The organism is Roseovarius autotrophicus (genome assembly GCF_018069895.1).
Taxonomy (GTDB): Bacteria; Pseudomonadota; Alphaproteobacteria; order Rhodobacterales; family Rhodobacteraceae; genus Roseovarius; species Roseovarius autotrophicus.
Window position 1 is genome coordinate 31,302 of sequence record NZ_JAGQDH010000013.1, and the last position, 19,680, is coordinate 50,981.

General features: G+C 66.3%; 16 protein-coding genes. 6 read left to right on the forward strand and 10 right to left on the reverse strand.

The features are described from left to right. Positions 1–25: 25 nt before the first annotated feature. Complete coding sequence (locus tag KAK09_RS13125; protein WP_210879396.1) at positions 26–337, forward strand: ETC complex I subunit; 312 nt, start codon at positions 26–28, stop codon at positions 335–337. Positions 338–465: 128 nt separating this feature from the next. Beyond that, positions 466–1,413, forward strand: a complete 948-nt coding sequence (gene ppk2 / locus KAK09_RS13130) for a polyphosphate kinase 2 (protein WP_210879397.1) — start codon at positions 466–468, stop codon at positions 1,411–1,413. Between the two features lie 5 nt (positions 1,414–1,418). Here the strand turns inward: ppk2 and recN are convergent, their stop codons facing one another. The 8 genes from recN to KAK09_RS13170 form a co-directional block, all read right to left on the reverse strand. Then, a complete protein-coding gene (gene recN, locus KAK09_RS13135) occupies positions 1,419–3,068 on the reverse strand; it encodes a DNA repair protein RecN (RefSeq protein WP_210879398.1) in 1,650 nt (549 codons plus the stop codon). A 39-nt stretch (positions 3,069–3,107) separates the two neighbouring features. Next, positions 3,108–3,956: an outer membrane protein assembly factor BamD gene (locus KAK09_RS13140; protein ID WP_210879399.1), complete on the reverse strand. Its 849-nt coding sequence runs from the start codon at positions 3,954–3,956 to the stop codon at positions 3,108–3,110. Between the two features lie 168 nt (positions 3,957–4,124). Then, a complete protein-coding gene (ftsZ, locus tag KAK09_RS13145; protein ID WP_210879400.1) occupies positions 4,125–5,687 on the reverse strand; it encodes a cell division protein FtsZ in 1,563 nt (520 codons plus the stop codon). Between the two features lie 173 nt (positions 5,688–5,860). Continuing rightward, positions 5,861–7,195, reverse strand: a complete 1,335-nt coding sequence (gene ftsA, locus KAK09_RS13150; protein WP_210879401.1) for a cell division protein FtsA — start codon at positions 7,193–7,195, stop codon at positions 5,861–5,863. Continuing rightward, the gene (locus KAK09_RS13155) at positions 7,192–8,085 is read right to left on the reverse strand and encodes a cell division protein FtsQ/DivIB (protein WP_210879402.1); all 894 of its coding nucleotides are present in this window, start codon (positions 8,083–8,085) and stop codon (positions 7,192–7,194) included. Before KAK09_RS13155 ends, ftsA begins: the two co-directional genes overlap by 4 nt. Further along, positions 8,073–8,951, reverse strand: a complete 879-nt coding sequence (locus KAK09_RS13160) for a D-alanine--D-alanine ligase (RefSeq protein WP_210879434.1) — start codon at positions 8,949–8,951, stop codon at positions 8,073–8,075. The genes KAK09_RS13155 and KAK09_RS13160 overlap by 13 nt, the downstream gene beginning before the upstream one ends. Positions 8,952–9,065: 114 nt before the next feature. Next, positions 9,066–9,992 carry a UDP-N-acetylmuramate dehydrogenase gene (murB, locus tag KAK09_RS13165; RefSeq protein WP_210879403.1) on the reverse strand — a complete coding sequence of 309 codons (927 nt, stop codon included), beginning with the start codon at positions 9,990–9,992 and terminating at the stop codon, positions 9,066–9,068. Positions 9,993–10,043: 51 nt separating this feature from the next. Beyond that, positions 10,044–11,420 (reverse strand): FAD-binding oxidoreductase, encoded by a 1,377-nt coding sequence (locus KAK09_RS13170; RefSeq protein ID WP_210879404.1) that lies wholly within the window; start codon positions 11,418–11,420, stop codon positions 10,044–10,046. 169 nt (positions 11,421–11,589) lie between these two features. Between KAK09_RS13170 and KAK09_RS13175 the strand changes: the two genes are divergently transcribed. Beyond that, positions 11,590–13,203, forward strand: a complete 1,614-nt coding sequence (locus tag KAK09_RS13175; RefSeq protein WP_247651254.1) for a chloride channel protein — start codon at positions 11,590–11,592, stop codon at positions 13,201–13,203. Positions 13,204–13,211: 8 nt separating this feature from the next. On the opposite strand, the gene KAK09_RS13180 is transcribed toward KAK09_RS13175, so the two are convergent. Both KAK09_RS13180 and KAK09_RS13185 read right to left on the reverse strand, forming a co-directional pair. Beyond that, positions 13,212–13,670, reverse strand: a complete 459-nt coding sequence (locus KAK09_RS13180; RefSeq protein WP_210879406.1) for a DNA polymerase III subunit chi — start codon at positions 13,668–13,670, stop codon at positions 13,212–13,214. Continuing rightward, a complete protein-coding gene (locus KAK09_RS13185) occupies positions 13,670–15,142 on the reverse strand; it encodes a leucyl aminopeptidase (RefSeq protein WP_210879407.1) in 1,473 nt (490 codons plus the stop codon). Before KAK09_RS13185 ends, KAK09_RS13180 begins: the two co-directional genes overlap by 1 nt. A 130-nt stretch (positions 15,143–15,272) precedes the next feature. Between KAK09_RS13185 and lptF the strand changes: the two genes are divergently transcribed. From lptF to KAK09_RS13200, 3 genes are read left to right on the forward strand one after another with little or no spacing between them, the layout of a single operon-like run. Next, the gene (gene lptF / locus KAK09_RS13190; RefSeq protein WP_272491266.1) at positions 15,273–16,421 is read left to right on the forward strand and encodes an LPS export ABC transporter permease LptF; all 1,149 of its coding nucleotides are present in this window, start codon (positions 15,273–15,275) and stop codon (positions 16,419–16,421) included. Further along, entirely contained in the window at positions 16,418–17,509 is a 1,092-nt protein-coding gene (gene lptG / locus KAK09_RS13195; protein WP_210879408.1) for an LPS export ABC transporter permease LptG, read from the forward strand. The genes lptF and lptG overlap by 4 nt, the downstream gene beginning before the upstream one ends. Next, entirely contained in the window at positions 17,509–19,680 is a 2,172-nt protein-coding gene (locus KAK09_RS13200; RefSeq protein ID WP_210879409.1) for an LPS-assembly protein LptD, read from the forward strand. Before lptG ends, KAK09_RS13200 begins: the two co-directional genes overlap by 1 nt.

Sequence of the window (19,680 nt, forward strand, 5' to 3'; positions counted from 1 at the left end):
TCATCAGTCCGAGGAGAGAGTGCCCATGTCCGCGCGCATCTACAAACCCGCCCGTAATGCCATGCAATCCGGCACCGCCAAGACGAAACACTGGGTTCTGGAATTCGTGCCGGCCACAGCGCGCGAGGTCGATCCGCTGATGGGCTGGACCTCGTCGAGCGACACGCAGGCGCAGGTGCGGCTGCGCTTTTCCACGAAAGAAGCCGCGCTTGAATATGCGCGCGACAATGGCATCGACGCCGTGGTGCAGGAAGCGCACGGCCGCAAGCCCAATATCCGCGCGGGCGGCTATGGCGAGAATTTCGCCACCTCGCGCCGTCAGGTCTGGACTCACTGACCGGGCAGGCCGATTTGCGTGATCATTTGTGACAGTGTGTGACAGTTTGTTGATACGCATCAAGGCAGAAACGTTCCCAAAGGAGTAGGTTGTGCGCGGAACGATCCAGACCCGCAGGGAGAGAGCGCATGACCGAGACTGCCGCCAATATCGAAACCCCACCGACGACGCCGGGGGCTCTTGCAGCGTCCGGGGCGCCCGCCCCCGCCATCGCGCCCCCGGCCGAGGCGCTGTCGCTCCGGCAGGCTTTCGAGGCGGGCGATTATCCTTACGAGACTCGCCTCAGCCGCCGCAGCTATGAGGCGCAGAAGGCCCGGCTTCAGGCCGAGTTGCTCAAGGTTCAGCTTTGGGCGCAGGATGCGGGACAGAAATTCGTGCTGCTCTTCGAGGGGCGCGATGCGGCGGGCAAGGGCGGCACGATCAAGCGCTTCACCGAGCATCTGAACCCGCGCGCGGCCCGTGTCGTGGCGCTCAACAAACCCTCGGATATCGAGCGCGGCCAATGGTATTTCCAGCGCTATATCGAGCACCTGCCAACGGCAGGAGAGATCGTGCTTTATGACCGTTCGTGGTATAACCGCGCCGGCGTCGAGCGCGTGATGGGCTTTTGCGAGCCGCATGACTATCTCGAATTCATGCGCGAAACCCCCGAGCTTGAGCGGATGCTCGTGCGCTCGGGTATCAGGCTCTACAAATACTGGTTCTCGGTCACGCAGGGCGAACAGCGCGCCCGCTTCGCGAGCCGCGAGACCGACCCTCTCAAGCAGTGGAAGCTGAGCCCGATCGACAAGGCCAGCCTCGACAAATGGGAGGATTACACCGAGGCGAAAGAGGCGATGTTCTTCTACACGGACACGGCGGATGCGCCCTGGACCGTGGTCAAGTCCGACGACAAGAAACGCGCGCGGCTGAATTGCATGCTGCATTTCCTGAATTCGCTCGATTACCCCGGCAAGGACCGCAGGATTGCCCATGCGCCCGATCCGCTGATCGTTTCGACGGCGCAGCATGTGCTGCACAAGACCGACCACATCCTTGGCAAGGCGCTGCATCCCGACACGCGGTTGGCGCGCTAAGGGCGTCAGCCCGCCAGGAGTGCCTCGGCTGCTGCGCGGGCCTCGGGTGTGATTCGCTCGCCGGAAAGCATGCGCGCGATCTCGTCCACGCGCTCGGGGCCGCTGAGGGGGCGCACGGTGGAGAAGGTGACATCCTCCTCCACCCGCTTTTCCACCCGCCAGTGATGCACCCCGCGCGCGGCGACCTGTGGCGCGTGGGTGACGACCAGAACCTGACCGCCCGAGGCCAGCCGTGCGAGCCTGCGCCCGACCGCATCCGCCGTCGCCCCGCCCACGCCGCGGTCGATCTCGTCGAAGATCATGGTCAGGCCGGTGTCGGGACCAGCAAGGCAGAGCTTGAGCGCCAGCAGGAAGCGGCTCAATTCGCCGCCAGAGGCGATGCGGCTCAGCGGTCCCGAGGGCGCGCCGGGGTTGGTGGCGACGGTGAAGCTCACCATGTCGCGGCCCTGAGGCCCCGGATCGGCCTCGGTGATCCCGGTGGTGAAGACCGCGCGTTCCATCTTGAGCGGCGCAAGTTCTGCCATCACCGCCGCGTCAAGCCGCGAGGCGGCCTCGCGGCGCGCGGCCGTCAGCGCGGTGGCCGCCTTGTCATAGCGCCGTGCCGCCGCGTCACGCGCGTCGCGCAGCACCGCCAGATCGCCCGCGCCCGCGTCGAGCGCGGCGAGCCGCGCGCGCAAGCTCTCGGCAAATTCCGCCAGATCGTCGGGCGGCACGCCATGCTTGCGCGCCAGCCCCCGGATGGCAAAGAGCCGCTCCTCGGAGCGTTCAAGGTCGAGCGGGTCGAAGTCCAGTGCCTCAAGCGCGCGCGCGGTCTCTCGGCTGGCCTCGTCCAGTTCTACCAGCGCGCGCGACAGCGCGGCCAGCGCGCTGTCAAGCTGCCCCTCTGCCTTTTCTGCCGCCCCTTCGAGCCAGCGCAGCGCATCGCCCGCCGCCCCCTCGGCCCCGTCTGCCCCGAGCGCCTGCACGGCGCGGGCGATCTCTTCTCGGAGGCGCTCGGCCCCCTGCATCAGGCGGCGGCGCGTGTCGAGTTCTGCCTCCTCTCCGGGCAGGGGGGCGAGCGTGTCGAGTTCGCCGACCGCGTGGCGCAGGAAGTCCTCCTCGGCGCGGATATCCGCCAGCGCCGCCTCGGCGGCATCGAGCACCTTTTGCGCCGCCGCCTGTGCGCGCCACGCCTCGCGCACCGCCGCGCGCATCGCATCCAGACCGCCGAACGTATCGAGCATGTCGCGATGCCCGCGCGGATCGAGCAGGCCCCGGTCATCGTGCTGGCCGTGCAGTTCCACCAGCGTGGCAGACAACTGCCGCAACACCTCGCCCGAGACCCGGCGGTCATTTACCCAGGCGGTCTTGCGCCCGTCCGCGCCGTTCACGCGACGCAGGATCATCTCTGTTCCGGCTTCCAGCCCCGCCTCGGTCAGAACAGCGCGGGCCGGGTGATCCGCGCCAATCTCGAACTCTGCCACAACCTCTCCGCGTTCGGCCCCCGCGCGCACCAGGTCGGCACGCCCGCGCCAGCCCAGCACGAAGCCCAGGCAATCGAGCAGGATCGACTTGCCCGCGCCGGTCTCGCCGGTGAGCACGTTCAGGCCTGGCCGGAACCCAAGTTCCAGCCGGTCAATGATGAGCATGTCACGGATATCGAGCGTGCGCAGCATCCGGTCAATCCAGGGGGCTGGGGGGCTGTGCGTCCGGTCTCAGAGCCACTGGCCCAGAACGGTCTGGCGATAGACCTCGCGCAGCCAGTTGTCGCCCGCCGCTTCGAGCGTATGGCCCTGCCCGGTCAGAAGCTTGTAGCTGTCCTCATACCAGTCCGTGCCGCGAAAGTTGTAGCCAAGAATCGCCCCGGCCGTGCGCGCCTCGTTCACCAGCCCCAGAGAGAGGTAGGATTCCACCAGCCGGTGCAGCGCCTCCGGGGTGTGTGACGTGGTCTGGAAATCCTCGACCACAACGCGGAAGCGGTTGACGGCGGCGGCGAAATTGTCGCGCTTGAGGTAGAAGCGGCCGATCTCCATCTCTTTCGAGGCCAGATGATCGAAGGCCAGATCGAATTTCAGCATCGCGGAATTGGCATACTGGCTTTCGGGATAGCGTTCGATCACTTCGCGCAGCGCCTGCAAGGCGCGGAAGGTCAGGCCCTGATCTCGTCCAACCTCGTCGATCTGGTCGTAATAGCTGAGCGCGAGCAGGTATTGCGCATAGGCGGCATCTTCATCGGCGGGGTAGAAATCGATATAGCGTTGCGCCGCGGCGCGGCTTTCCTCGTATTCCTTGTCCTGATGATGGGCGAAAGCCTGCATGATGACCGCACGCTTGGCGAATTCTGAATAGGGATACAGACGCTCGACCTCGGCGAAGCTCTGGGCGGCCAGCTTGGGTTTGCGCCGCGCAAGGTCATATTCGCCGCGTTCGAAGATCTGTTGCGCGGTGAACTGTTCGTAGTCGATATTGCCGCGCTCGACACTTATGCCGCCGTCACAGCCCGCCAGCACCAGCACAAAAAAGGCCGCTCCCGCGATCCTTCCCGGACCCTTGCCGATTGTCATGCGCATTCTTCCCGTCATGATTCAATTGGGCGGACCGAACCGCCTTTGCTTCGCTCTAGCATATATATCCACGGTGCAAAACGCCTTTGGCATTCTCGGCGCGCGGGGCCTTGCCGCGACGCAAAAGACCGCCCCGAAGGGCGGTCTCGCAAAGGTCTGATCGTCCGCTCAGTTGGCCTGACGGCGCAGGAAGGCGGGGATCTCGATCTGCTCTTCCTCGTCCTGCGCACGGGGGGCGGGTTGCGGGGCGTGGGCGGAATGGATCGCGGGCTGTTGGCGCGGCGCGCGCGGGGCTTCGGCGGCTGCCTGTCCTGTCATCCGGTTGATGAGCGAATTGATGCCGAAGCGCGGGCGCTCGTCAGCCGCGGTCTGTGGGGCAACGGCCTGCTCGGGGCGACGCTGCTGGGGTTGCTGCGGGGTCTTGCCCACGGCGGCGTGAAGGCGGCGCAGCGCCTCGGGTGAAGGGGTGCCCGGCGCGGGCGCGCGGGGTGCAAGGAAGCTGTCAAGCTCGTCCTCAAGCTCCATTTCCATCGCTTGAGGCGGCACGTGTTCTTCGGCGCGCGGCTGATAGGCCGGAGGCGGAAGATCGTCGGTGTCGGTGTGGTAGTCGTCAACGGGTGCGTCCGCGACCTGATCGAACAGCGACGGCTCGGGCTGATAGGCGGGGGCGGCGGGCTCGGCCTGAACGATCTCTTCCACCATTTCAGGTTGCTTGAGCGGCTGTGCGAGCGAGCGGCGCGGCACCGGGACGTCGTTCACGTTCTCGCTTGCGTCGATGCCGGTGGCGACCACGCTCACCCGCATTCGGCCTTCCATGGCGGTATCGAGGGTGGAGCCGACGATGATGTTGGCGTCGGGATCGACCTCTTCGCGGATGCGATTGGCGGCCTCGTCTAGCTCGAACAGCGTCAGGTCATGCCCGCCGGTTATGTTGATGAGCACGCCGCGCGCGCCGCGGAGGCTGATCTCGTCCAGAAGCGGGTTGGCGATGGCCTTTTCGGCGGCCTGCACGGCGCGATCCTCGCCGTCGGATTCGCCGGTGCCCATCATCGCCTTGCCCATCTCGTCCATCACCGCGCGCACATCGGCGAAATCGAGGTTGATGAGGCCGGGGCGCACCATCAGGTCGGTCACGCCCTTGACGCCCTGATAGAGCACGTCGTCGGCCATGCTGAACGCCTCGGTGAAGGTCGTCTTTTCATTGGCCAGACGGAACAGGTTCTGGTTCGGGATAATGATCAGCGTATCGACCATTTTCTGAAGGGCCTCTACGCCCTCCTCGGCCTGACGCATCCGCTTGGCGCCCTCGAACTGGAATGGCTTGGTGACGACGCCGACCGTGAGCACGCCCAACTCGCGCGCTGCCTGCGCGATGATCGGTGCCGCGCCCGTGCCGGTGCCGCCGCCCATGCCGGCGGTGATGAAGCACATATGCGCGCCCGCGAGGTGATCGACGATCTGTTCGATGCTTTCCTCGGCGGCGGCCGCGCCGATGCTGGCCTTGGCGCCCGCGCCCAGACCCTCGGTCACCTTCACGCCCAACTGGATGCGGCTTTCGGCGTGGCTCTGGCTCAGAGCCTGGGCGTCGGTGTTGGCGACCACGAAATCGACGCCGTCGAGGCGTTTCTCGATCATGTTGTTGACCGCGTTGCCGCCTGCGCCGCCGACACCGAACACGGTGATCCGGGGCTTCAACTCGTCATGTCCGGGCATTGAAAGATTGAGTGCCATTGCTCTGTCCGCCTGTCCTGGGGCCGCGTTTGCAAGCCGTTTTCTGCCTTATTGCGTCCATTCTTACCGATGGTTCGCTGAATCGTCACCAAAAAAACACACCCTGACCACCAAATATGGCCGGTTTTTCACTGTTTTTCGCGGGATTTTGCCGATCACGCCACATATTGCGATCACCAGTTGTCCCGAAACCATTTGGCCGCGCGTCTGAGCGAACGCGCCGGATAGCGGTCCACGGGAATTTCGAAATCCCACCACTCGTCCTGCGGGTTGGCTGCAAACAGGCACATGCCGACGGCGCTGGCGAAGGCCGGGCCGGTCGCCGCCTGCGGCAGCCCGTGAACCCGCAAGGGTCGCCCGAGCCGCACCCGCTGGCCCAGAATGCGGCTTGCCAGCCCGTCCAGGCCAGGGATCTGGCTGCCGCCGCCCGTCAGCACGATCTGCTGGCTCGGCAGGTGGTCGAACCCGGCCGCATCCAGTCGCGCGCGCACCTCTTCGAGGATTTCCTCGACGCGCGGGCGCATGATCCCGATAAGCTCGGCCCGGCTGACCTGTCGGCGGTCGCGCTCGAAATCGCCGGTATCGCCGCCGATCTCGATCATCTCGCGGTCGTCCATGCCGGTCGCGACGAGGCCGCCGTAGAATGTCTTGATCCGCTCGGCGGTGGCCTGCGGGATCTGAAGCCCCATCGAGATATCATTGGTGACGTGATTGCCGCCCATGCGCACGCTGTCGGCATAGATCATGTGCTTCTTGATGAAGATCGACACGCCTGCCGTGCCGCCGCCCAGGTCGATGCAGGCAGCACCCAGCTCCTGTTCATCCTCGACCAGCGCGGCGATGCCGGAAACATAGGCGGAACTGGCCACCCCGGCCAGTTCCAGATCGCAGCGCTTGACACAATAGGCGAGGTTCTGGATCGCCACGGCATCGACTGTCAGCATGTGCATGTCGGTGGTCAGCCGGTTGCCGATCTGTCCGCGCGGGTCGATCAGGCCAGAGCGGTGATCGAGCGCGAAATTGACCGGTTGCGCGTGCAGCACCTCGCGCCCATCGCCGATATCGGGCACCTCGCAAGCACTCAGCACGCGACTGATGTCCTGTTCGCTCACCGTGTGGTCGGCCACCTCGACCTCGCCCGCGAGCCCATAGCTGCGCGGCCCCGCGCCCGAAAAGCAGGCGATGACGTGATCCACGCGGATGCCTGCCATCTTCTGTGCCGCCTGAAGGGCGGTGCGAATGGCGCGCTCGGTCTCGGCCATGGCCTCGATCTCGCCAAAGCGGACCCCGCGCGAACGCGTCGTCGCCGCGCCGATCACCCGGAACCCGGCCTGCCCGGCCATGCGCCCGACCTCTTCGGCCTCGGCGAAGCGGCCTGTGCCGTCAAAGCGCAGCACAAGGCATGACATTTTCGATGTGCCCACGTCGAGCACGGCCACCACGCCGCGCTGGATCGCTGCCTTGCGCATCGCGCGCATCGCTCTTTGGGATTCGTAAAGTTCGATCATCTTCCGTCTGCCCCTGAGGAGTTGCCTGTCGCGCCTCTGGCGCTGGTGATCCGCCACCATTCTTCGGTGGCCGCCTCGCTCAGCCGCACCGTGGGGCGCGCGCCAAGCCGCATGTCGATGGTGACGAGATCGCGCTCCAGCATGTCGTTGGCCTTGTCGAGCACGATCACCCGTTCGAGTGCGCGTACCGGTTCGGTCTCGGGCAAGAGCACCCGCTTGCCGTCGTCTAGAACCAGGTCCCAGCGCCGCTCGCCCATCCGCACAAGGCCCCGCACCGGGGTTCTGAGCGCCGCAGCCGCGGCGAGGATGTCGAGCGCCTGCGCCACCGAGCGATCCGCGCCCTCACCGGTCAGAACCGGCAGGTCGTGCCGCTCGGTGCGGTCTTCGATGCTGGCAATCGCGGCACCGGTGATGTCGAGCACATCGATACCCGTCCGCGTCCGCCAGAGAGCGACCGGTACCCGTTCGGTGATGTCCACCGCGAGGATGCCGCCCTGCCGGATGCGCACATTGGCGCGTGCGACGGCGGGCAGTTCCTCGACCATGGCGCGGATCGCTTGCAGGTCAATGTCAAAGGAACTGGCGGGCAGGTCGTAGGGGAAGATCTCGTGAATATCCTCCTGCACCGAGGCGCTTGCCCCCTCCAGCGCCAGCAGGTGCACCATGAATTCGGGGCGCGTCTCGATCTGGCGGCGGATTTCGGCAAAACGCTCGCCCAGATCGTTGCGCCGTTCGGCATCGGCAAGATATCCCCCCACCAGCCCCGCGATGACCAGCATGGGCAGACCAAGGCGGAACAGACGTCGGTAGGCTGGGGTCAGGCGCATCCGCTCCAGCCGGTAGCTCAGCCGCGAGGGCGCGGGATCGGTGCGCGGGATCATCGGTCGCATGAGGCGTCCTCCACCATCCAGCGCATCAATTCGGGAAACGTGATCCCCGCCGCCTGTGCCTGTTCGGGCACCAGCGATGTGGGCGTCATGCCGGGCTGCGTGTTGGTCTCCAAGAGGATCAGCCCGTCAAGCCCGCGGGTCTCATCCCAGCGGAAATCGGTCCGGCTCACGCCTCGGCATCCAAGCGCGTTGTGCGCGCGCAGGGCGTAATCGAGACAGGCCGCGAAGATGTCAGGGGGCAGATCGGCGGGGATCACATGGTGCGAGCCTCCGGGCTTGTATTTCGCGTCATAGTCATACCAGCCATCGGTGAGAATATCGGTCACGGTCAGCGCCCTGTCGCCCATCACCGTGGTGGTCAACTCGCGTCCCGGCGCGAAGGTCTCGACCATCACCATCTCTGGCATCGCGTCCGAGAGTTGCGGCGGCGCATTGGCCGCCTCATTGACCAGATAGACTCCGACCGAGGAGCCTTCATTGTTGGGCTTGACCACATAGGGCGGGGGCATGACGTGACGTGCGCGCACCTCGTCGCGGGATGCCAGAACGCTGTCTACCACCGGCAGACCGGCGGCGCGATAGGCGGCCTTGGCGCGCTCCTTGTCCATCGCCAGAGCCGAGGACAGGACGCCCGAATGGGTATAGGGGATGCGCAGCCATTCCAGCAGGCCCTGCACGCAGCCATCCTCACCCCAGCGGCCATGGAGCGCGTTGAACACAACATCGGGCGAAATCTCTTGCAGGCGCGCGCACAGATCGGTCCCGGCGTCCACCTCGGTCACCTGATAGCCCGCCTCCCGTAACGCCGCGATGCACCCACGTCCCGTGGACAGCGACACCTCGCGCTCTGCCGAGGGGCCGCCCATGAGCACCGCAACCAACGGGGAAGTTCTGCCCGAACGACCCAAACCTGTGCCTCAATATCCCGAGCCTGATTTCGGCCCGTGTTGTTCCGTGTCTCTGCTCAATCGCGGCTGTTGTTACGTGCCGCCAACCGGGGCCGGTTCACCGACCCTCATGATTTCCCACTCTAACTCTATTCCGCTGTTTTGGAAAACCCTTTTTCGCACCTCCTCGCCGAGGCCCTCGAGATCGGCGGCGCTCGCCCCTCCGGTGTTGACGAGGAAATTGGGGTGTTTCTCGCTCATCTGCGCGCCCCCGCGCCGCGCGCCGCGCAGCCCCGCCGCGTCGATCACCTTCCACGCCTTGAGGTCATGCACATCGTCGGCGCGGCCCGTGCTGCTGAAGCCTGCGGGGTTGCGAAAGGTGCTGCCCGCGCTGCGCTCCCTGGTGGGCTGGCTTGCGTCGCGCCTGGCGATCTGGTCCTCCATCTTCGCGATCAGCGCCTCCGGTGTGCTGGCTTTGCCTGCGAATGTCGCCTCGATCAGCACCCAGCCTTCGGGCAGGTGGCTCTGGCGATAGCCGAAGGCCAGATCGCCGGGCAAGAGCGTCACCACCTCGCCCGCCCGCGTCACCGCGCGCGCCTCCACAAGGTGATCGGCCACATACGCGCCGTAACAGCCCGCGTTCATCCGCACCGCGCCGCCGATGCTGCCCGGAATGGTGCGCAGGAATGTCAGGTCCACGCCCGCCTCTGCCGCGCGGCGCGCCACATGCGCATCGAGCGCCGCCGCTCCGGCGATGACACGCGCCCCCTCGACCCGGATCGCGTTGAAGCCGCGCCCGAGCCTTATCACCACGCCGCGAATGCCGCCATCGCGCACGATGAGGTTGGAGCCGACGCCCATGGGAAAGACCGGGGTCGCGGGATCGAGAGCGCCAAGGAAGGTGCACAGATCCTCCTGATCGGCGGGCTGGAACAGCCATTCCGCCGGCCCGCCCACGCGCAGCCATGTCAGATCGGAGAGCGTGCGCGAAGGCGTCAGCGCGCCACGGGGATGGGGCATGTTTCTCATGCTCCGGCTTTTGCCCGTGCGCGCGGCCGAGGGCAAGCCGCCTCAGTTGCGCGGCGGCACCATCTTGCCGGGGTTCATGATATTGTCGGGGTCGAGCGCTGTCTTGATCGCCCCCATCATCGCCCAGCCCGCCCCGTGTTCTCGTGCCATATAGCCAAGCTTGCCCACGCCGATGCCATGCTCTCCCGTGGCCGTGCCGCCCATGGCAAGCGACCGCTCGACCATGCGCTCGGCTGCGGCCTTGGCGCGCGACAACTCCTCTGCGTCGCCGTCCCGGACCAGAAGCGTCGCGTGGAAATTGCCGTCGCCGACATGGCCCAGGATCGGTCCGTGCACGCCCGTTTGCGCCAGATCGGCGCGCGTTTCCTCGATGGCTTCGGCCAGCCGCGAGATCGGCACGCAGATATCGGTGACGATGGCGCGCGCGCCCGGACGGCTGGCCAGCACGGCGTAATAGGCGTTGTGGCGCATGGTCCAGAGCGCGCGGCGCGCCTCGGGCTTCGTCGCCCAGTCGAAGCCCGAACCGTGGTGATCGGCGGCAATCGCGCCAAAGGCCTCGGCCTGTTCGGTGACGCCGGTGGGGCTGCCGTGGAATTCCAGCAGCAGATGTGGCTTTTCGGGCAGGTTCATCCGGGCATAGGCGTTGACCGCGCGCACGCTGTCGCCGTCCAGCAGCTCGATCCGGGCCATCGGGATCCCGCACTGGATCGTGTCGATCACGGTCTCCACCGCGTCGGTCACGGTCTCGAAGGCGCAGACCGCCGCCGAGATCGCCTCGGGCTGGCCGCGCAGGCGCAGCGTCAATTCGGTGATGAGCCCAAGCGTGCCCTCCGATCCGACGAACAACGCCGTCAGGTCATAGCCCGCCGAGGATTTGCGCGCCGCCGTGCCGGTGCGGATCACCTCGCCCTTTGCCGTCACCACCTCCAGCCCCAGAACATTGTCGCGCATCGTGCCATAGCGCACGGCGGTGGTGCCGCTCGCGCGCGTCGAGGCCATGCCGCCAAGCGAGGCATTGGCGCCGGGATCGACCGGAAACATCAGCCCCGTCGCGCGCAGTTCCTCATTGAGCGCCTCGCGCGTGACACCCGGTTGCACGCGCGCCACCATATCGGCCTGCGCCACCTCCAGCACCCGGTTCATGCGGCTGAAATCCACCACCACTCCGCCGGAAAACGCCTGTGCCTGTCCCTCCAGCGAGGTGCCCGTGCCCCAGCCCACCACCGGCACGCGCGCGCGCGCGCAGGCGGAGACGATGCGCGCCACCTCCTCGGTGGTCTCGGGATAGGCTACGGCGTGGGGCGGGCTGAGCGGGAAATAGGACTCGCTTGCCCCGTGCAGGTCCAGATCGGACTTGGAGCGGCTGAGCCGTTGGCCTAGGAAGGAAGTGAGGTCGGCAAGGGCGGTCTGCGTGTCCATGGGGCAACTTTCGATCGTGCGTGTCGTTTTACCCTAGGCGAAGATGACGCGATGCGAAAGCGGGCGTGAAAAGGTCCAGTCGGATGAGGGCGTGACGCAGGCAAGGGACAGAACGTTTTTCGCGCGTCAGCGCAGGGCCGGGGCGATCCGCCTGCGCGAGGGCTGGCGGATGCTGCGCAAGCGCGGGCCCAGCCAGTTCCAGTTCTGGGTGATCGCGCTGCTTGTCGGCATCGCCGCGGGATTTGCAGCGGTCCTGTTCCGCAAGGGGATCGAGGCGCTGGAGGGCCTGCTCTACCAGACCGCTGACGTGGCGCGGCTGCAATCTCTGGCCGAGCACCTGCCGTGGTATTGGGTGCTGTTGGTGCCGGTGGCGGGGGGGCTTGTGGTGGGGCAGATCCTGCACCGCTTTACCCCCGACGGGCGGGTGCGTTCGGTCGCCGATGTGATCGAGGGCGCGGCGCTGACAGAGGGGCGTGTCGAGCGGCGCGAGGGGCTGGCCTCGGCCGCCGCCTCGCTCATCACGCTTGGCGCGGGCGGCTCGTCGGGGCGCGAGGGGCCGGTGGTGCATCTCGCGGGGGTGATCTCGTCCTGGGTGAGCGAGCGCATTCATGCCGACGGCATCACCGGGCGCGACCTGCTGGGTTGCGCGGTCGCCGCTGCCGTTTCGGCCTCGTTCAACGCGCCGATCGCGGGCGCGCTTTTCGCGCTCGAGGTGGTGTTGCGGCATTTCGCGGTCCACGCCTTCGCCCCCATCGTGATCGCCTCGGTCGCGGGCACGGTGATCAACCGCATGTTCTTTGGCGATGTGACCGAGTTCACCCTGCCGGGAACGAGCGCGCTGGAATTCTACGTGGAACTGCCCGCATTCCTCATCCTCGGGCTGATCTGCGGGCTGGTGGCGGCGCTGATGATGATGGCGATCTTTCTGGCCGAGGATGCGGCGGGGCATCTGCAACTGCGCCTGCGCCTGCCACGCTGGCTGCGGCCTGCGGGGGCGGGGCTGCTGCTGGGGGCCATTGCGATCTTCTTTCCCCATATCATCGGCGTGGGATACGAGACCACCTCTGCCGCGCTCACCGGCAAGCTCTTGTGGCACGAGGCGATGATCTTCGCGGTGCTCAAGGTGGCGGCGGTGGCCATCACCATCGGCGGGCGCATGGGGGGCGGCGTGTTCTCGCCGTCGCTGATGGTGGGGGCGCTCACGGGCCTGGCCTTCGGCCATGTCGCCACGGCCATCCTGCCCGACTATTCCGGCGCGCTGACGCTCTATGCGCTGGCGGGGATGGGGGCTGTGGCGGCGGCGGTGCTGGGCGCGCCGATCTCGACCACGCTCATCGTGTTCGAGTTGACCGGCGACTGGCAGACCGGCCTTGCGGTGATGGTCGCGGTCTCGACCTCGACGGCGCTTGGCTCAAAGCTGGTCAAGCGGTCGTTCTTCCTGACGCAACTCATGCGTCGCGGCATCCGCCTTGCCGCCGGGCCGCAGGATTACCTGCTGGGGATGTTCCGCGTCACCCGCCTCATGCGAGCGCCGGATCACGACCGCGCCGCCAGCGACGAGCAATGCTGGTCGCTGATCGAACAGGGCCTCTATCTTGACGCGCGTGCGACCCTGGAGACGGCCATGCCCGCCTTTGACCGCGCCGGCGTGCCGTTTCTGCCCGTGGTCGCGCTCTCGGGGGGCGACGCCCCGCCCGACCTGCTCGGCGCGCTCTTCCATGTCGATGCGCTCAAGGCCTATAACCGCGCGCTCGCCGCCGTCTCGAAGGAAGAGCACGGCTGAGGAAAACCTCATGCCTCGGCCTTTTTCTGCCATTTGCCAGAAGCTTCGGACCAGTACTGCGCTGCCGCGCCCGCGCCGGTGAGGGCGCGCCACTGGCCGCGTGCCACCTCGACCGATGCCGGGTCGTTGCCGTCAAACAGGATGCACACCCGCTCCAGTCTGTGCACCTCCTCGACGCTTACCTCGGCCCCGTCCACCGTCATCACGCAGGCCGCCCCATTGGGGCAGTCCGTTCCGGTCGTCAGCAGCACCGGCTGGCGCGCGTCATGTGGTCCGCCCGCGCGGCCATGGGGTAGAAATCCCTCCTCGGGGCCATGCCACAGCCGCGCGTCGAGCCAGTCCATGCGCGCCGGATCGACCCCGCGCACCGCCACCCGCCAGCCCGCAGAAAGCGCCTTGTCCAGAAGCACCGGCAGGGTCTCTTCCAGCGGGCGGCGGGTGAGGTGATAGAAATAGGCCGCGCCCATCAATCCGTCTCGAACATCTCGCGCACCAGCCGGTCGAGCGTCATCACCCCCCAGCCCGACGCGCCCTGCGGCGCATAGGGGGTCTCTGCCTTGACACTGGCGACCCCGGCGATGTCGAGATGCACCCAGGGCATATCGTCCTGAATGAAGCGGTGCAGAAACTCGGATGCGGTGATCGTGCCTGCGGGCCGCCCGCCCGAGTTCTTCACATCGGCGATGCGGCTTTTCATCATGTCGGCATAGCCCTTGCCCAGGGGCAGCCGCCACAGCCCCTCGCCCTCGGTCTTCGCGGCCTTGAGCACCGCGTCGCAGAGCGCATCGTCATTGGACAGCGCGGCGGCGTTCTCGTGCCCGAGCGCGACAATCGCCGCGCCGGTCAGCGTTGCAAGGTCGATCACGCCGCGCGGCTTGTAGGTCTGCTGTGCATACCAGAGGAGATCGGCCAGCACGAGCCGCCCCTCGGCGTCCGTATTGATGACCTCGATCGTGTCGCCCTTCATCGAGGTCACCACATCGCCGGGCCGCGTGGCGCGGTCCGAGACCATGTTTTCCACCAGTCCCACGAGACCCACCACATTGGCGCGCGCCTTGCGCAGGGCAAGCGTGCGCATCACGCCGGTCACCACGCCCGCGCCGGCCATGTCCATGGTCATCTCCTCCAGCCCCGCCGAGGGCTTGATCGAGATGCCGCCGGTATCGAACACCACGCCCTTGCCGACCAGCGCCAGCGGCGCGTCGCCTTTGGTCCCGCCCTGCCATTCCATCACGGCCAGCTTGGAGGGGCTGGCGCTGCCCAGACCGACCGAGAGGAGTGCGCCCATGCCGAGCTTTGCCATGTCCTTTTCCTCGAGGATGGTGATCTTGAGGCCAAGATCGGCCAGCCCCTTGATCTCTTCGGCAAAGCGGGTGGTGGTCAGGTCATTGGCGGGCGCATTGACCAGATCGCGGGTGAGGAACACGCCCTCGGCCGCGGCGCGGGCGGGGGCAAAGCCCGCCTCGGCCTCTGCCGCGTCCCTGACCGTTACGGTGATCGTGCCCGGTTCGGTCTTCTCGCCGGTCTTGTGAACGGTGTAGTCATAGCCGCGCAGCACCGCGCCAAGCGCCACCTCGCCCGCGCGCTTGAGCGAGCCGCCAAGGATGGTGAGCGCCTTGTCGCCCTTGGCGCGGCCAAGCGCAACACCGGCGCGGCGGCTTTCGTCCACGCTGGCGTTGCGTGGCAGCACCACCACGTCGATCGCCTCCGCCGTCAGACCCGCAGGCCAGCCGAGCGAGACCAGATCGCCTGGTTTCTTCTTCTCCAGCCCGCCCCCCTCGATCAGCCGCATGAGACCCCCGCGCATCAGCCGGTTGACGCGCCGGCCTTCGGCGTCGAGCTTGCCATCGGCGGTGACGAAGATGGCAAGGCGGCCCGCGGTCCCGGCGATGGCGTCAAGATCGGTTTCGGTAAAGCGAACGGCTGCGGGTGCGGTCATGGTGGCATCTCCCTTTTGTCCCTGGTCCGTCCAGACCTAACGCGCCTGTCCGCCGATGGCCAGTTAGCAGTTTTCCCCCGCGCATGTTTCGGCTAGGTTGCCGGTCAGGACGGATGCCTTGGGGGACACATTGACCAGATTCGACAGATACTTGCTGTCGCAATTGATGGTTTTGTTCGGTTTCTTCGCACTTGTGCTTGTCTCGATCCTCTGGATCAACAAGGCGGTGCGCATGTTCGACAAGCTGATCGGCGATGGGCAGCCCGCCTGGGTGTTCCTGGAATTCACCGCGCTGACCCTGCCGTCGGTGATCGGCGGCATGTTACCGATCGCGGCTTTTGCCGCCGCCGTCTATGTGGTGCACCGCCTCTCATCCGAGAGCGAACTGACGGTGATACAGGCCAGCGGCTATTCCCCTCTTCGCCTGTCGCGCGCGGTGCTGGTCTTTGGTGTGATCGTCGCGCTGATGATGAGCCTTCTGGCGCATATGCTCATTCCGGGCAGCCTGAGCCAGTTGCGCCTGCGCGAGAGCGAGATTTCACGCAACGTGGCCGCCCAACTGCTGAGCGACGGCGAGTTCCTGCACCCGGCGCCCGGCATCACTTTCTACATCCGCGAGATCACCCCCGAGGGCGAGTTGCGGGACGTGTTCCTGTCGGATCGACGCGACCCCGACAAATCCATCACCTATACCTCGTCGCGGGCCTATCTTGTGGCAGACGGGGCAGGCTCGCGGCTGGTCATGGTTTCGGGGCTGGCGCAGAACATCCACCACGGCGACGCACGGCTCTTTACCACGCATTTCGACGATTTTTCCTATGACATCACCAGCCTTCTCAGCCGCAGCGGCTTCAATCTCAACAAGTTGGCATTCGCGAGCACCGTCGAGTTGCTGCGCGACCCGGGCGCGGTGGCCGAGCGAACCGGGGCCAGCCCCGGCGCGGCGATGACCGAATTGCACGGCCGCTTTACCGCCGCACTCATGTGCGTGGTGGCGGCGCTGATCGGGTTCTGCACGCTTCTGGTGGGGGCCTACAGCCGTCTGGGGATCTGGCGTCAGGTGCTGGTGGCTTTCGCGCTTCTGGTTGGGATCAAGGTGGCCGAAAGCGCCAGTTTCGGGCCGGTGATGGCCAATGCCGCGCTCTGGCCGCTGCTTTACCTGCCCGCGTTATCGGGCTTGGGCCTTGCGCTTGCGTTGTTGTGGCTGGCGCATAATCCCGCTGTCATGGCGCGGCTCGGATCGGGTTTCCGGCGCAAGCGGCTGGAGGCGGCGGCATGATCCTGCATTTCTACTTCGCGCGGCGGTTCCTGTTCAGCTTTCTGGGGGTGGCGCTGTCGCTGGGGATTGTTCTGGCGCTGATCGAACTCATGGATGCGCTGGGCGATCACCCAACCCTGCCGCTGCGTCAGGTTCTGGGGCTGGTTGCGCTTGAAATGCCCTGGGCCAATTACGAGATCATGCCGCTGGTGGTGATTCTTGCCTCGGTTGCGCTGTTTGTGCGGATGGCCCGGTCGTCGGAGCTGGTGGTGGTGCGCGCGGCGGGGCGCTCGGCCTTGCGGGGGCTGATGGCGCCGGTGGCGGTGACCTTTCTCCTTGGCGTGCTGGCGGTGACGATCGGCAACCCGATCGTGGCGGTCGCCTCCAAGCGCGAGCATGACCTGTCCAACCGCTATCGTGGCATCGAGACGGCGGCATTCGCCCTGTCGGACGAGGGGCTGTGGCTGCGGCAGGGCGATGCGAGCGGACAGACGGTGATCTTTGCCGAGCGCGCAAGTTCCGATCTCGGCACGCTTTACGGGCCGAGTTTTCTGGAATTCGCCCCGGACGGAACGCCGAAAAGGCGTCTCAACGCTGAGGTGGCACGCCTCGGACGCGGGGCGTGGAGCCTCGAGTCCGTCAAGATCTGGTCGCTTGATCGCGACATCAACCCCGAGGCGCGCGCGCTGCGGATGGAGGCGGTATCGCTGCCCTCGGATCTGACGCAGGACCGAATTCTCGACAGTTTCGGGCGCCCCCGCTACATCCCGTTCTGGGAATTGCCGCGCTTCATCGCGCAGATGGAGGCGTCGGGATTTTCCGCACGCCGCTATGCTGTCTGGTATCAGAGCGAATTGTCGCGTCCGTTATTTCTGGTGGCGCTGGTGCTGATGGCGGCGGCCTTCACCATCGGCCATGTGCGCGGCACAAACGTCGGTCTCAAGGTGCTTTTCGCGGTGATCTCGGGATTTGGCCTCTACTACATCCGCAATTTCGCGCAGATCCTGGGCGAGAACGGGCAGATTCCCGTAGCCCTGTCGGCCTGGGCGCCACCGGTGGCGGCGCTTTTGCTTGCGCTCGGACTCATCCTGCACCTGGAGGACGGCTGATGCTGTGGCGCCTTGTTGCCTTTGCCGTGCTTTTCCTGGCGCCGCCCCTGGCCGCGCAGGAGCGTCTTGCGGAACCCGCGATGCTGGTGGCCGACGAGATCACGATGACTGGCGACGAGCGCCTCATCGCGCGCGGCAATGTCGAGGCGCTTTATCAGGGCCGCCGGCTGACCGCGCATGAGATCGTCTATGATCGCGCCGCCGATCGGCTGACGATCACCGGCCCGCTCAGTCTGAGCGAGGGCACCGAAACGGTGATCCTGGCCGACAGCGCCGCGCTTGACCGCGACCTGAGCGACGGCATCCTGCGCGGTGCGCGGATCGTGATGCATGATCAGCTTCAACTGGCCGCCCATCAGATGCGCCGCACCGATGCGCGGCTGAACGAGCTTTACAAGGCCACGGTCACCTCCTGCCGGGTCTGCGAGACGGGCCGTCCGCCGCTCTGGCAGATCCGTGCCGAGCGGCTGGTACACGACGAAGACAAGAACCGGCTCTATTTCTACAACGCGCAGTTCCGTGTTCTGGACACGCCCGTGTTCTACCTGCCACGCCTCAGCCTGCCGGACGGATCCGTGACGCGTGCAACCGGGTTCCTTACGCCGTCAGTGGTGAACTCGAGCCTTCTGGGAACGGGCGTGCGCGTGCCCTATTTCATCACCCTCGGCGATCACCGCGACCTGACCATCGCGCCCTTCTATGCCACCAATTCCCGGCGGCTGGAATTGCGCTACAGGCAGGCGTTTCGCAGCGGTGATATCGAGGTGAAGGGTGCCGTGGCCGAGGACGATTTCAGCAGCAAGGACACGCGCGGCTATCTCTTTGCCACGGGCCGCTTCGACCTGCCGCGCGACTTCGTGCTGCGCTTCGGCATCGAATACAGCAGCGACGACACGTTCCTCGTCGATCACGATTTCTCCGACAAGGACCGGCTGCAAAGCGGCGTTTCGATCGAGCGCGCGCGGCGGGACGACTATGCGCGCATGGCGGTCGATCATTTCCGCAGTCTTCGGGTGGACGAGCAGAATTCCACCATGCCCAGCCTTGCCGCCAATGCCGAATACCAGCGCAGGATGTTTCCCGGCATGATCGGAGGCGAGCTGCGCCTGACCGCGCTCGCCCATGGTCATGCCCGCCGCTCTGATCTGAGCATCGACGGACCCGACCCCGACACCTTCGCCGACGGGCGTGACCTTGCGCGCTTTACCGCCGAGGCCGAGTGGCTGCGGCAATGGATCTTGCCGGCCGGCGTGGTGGCGCAGGTCCAGACCGGGCTGGCGCTGGATCATTTCGAGTTGCGCCAGATCGGCCAGACCGCGCGTCCGCAGGCCACCGAGGTCACGCCGCATGCCGCATTGCGCCTGCGATGGCCGTTGCAGAAGATGGCCCCCGACGGTGTCGCGCATGTGATCGAGCCGGTGATGCAACTGGCCTGGTCGGGCGGATCGAACCCGAACATCCCCAACGATGAGAACACGGCGATCTCGTTCGACGAGGGTAATCTGTTCAACGTGTCGCGCTTCGTCGCGCCCGACCGCCGCGAACGCGGGCTGAGTGCCGCCTATGGCGTGAGCTACGCCCGCATCGACCCGACCGGCTGGGAGGGGCGTCTTGCCCTCGGGCAAGTCTATCGCGAGGACCGGCTGCGCGAGCCGGGCGGCATGTCATCTTTCACCACCTCCTCGGGGCTGAGCGGGCAGATGTCCGACCTGCTGATCGCCGGGCAGTTCCGCAACCAGAGCGGGCTGGTGATCACCGCGCGGGGCCTTTTTGACGACATGTTCGAGGTAACCAGGGCCGAGGCGCGCGGCAGCTGGCGCAACGCGCGTACGAATATCGGCGCAACCTATATCTGGATGGAGAAGGATGTCCGCGAGAACCGCGATTCGACCATCTCGGAATGGGCCATCGACGGCAGTTATCGCTTTGCCGATCACTGGACGGCCAGCGGCGAATGGCGATTCGACACGACCGACCAGCGCAGCATCCGCGCAGGCACCGGCCTTACCTACACCAACGAATGTGTCGATATCACGTTTTCGGTCTCGCGCCGCTTCACCTCGTCCACTATCCTCGAACCCGAGACGAATTTCGGCCTGGTCATCGGGTTGCGCGGCTTCAGCGCCGATTCCCGCGACACAAGCTACACTCGCAAATGCAGGAACTCATGA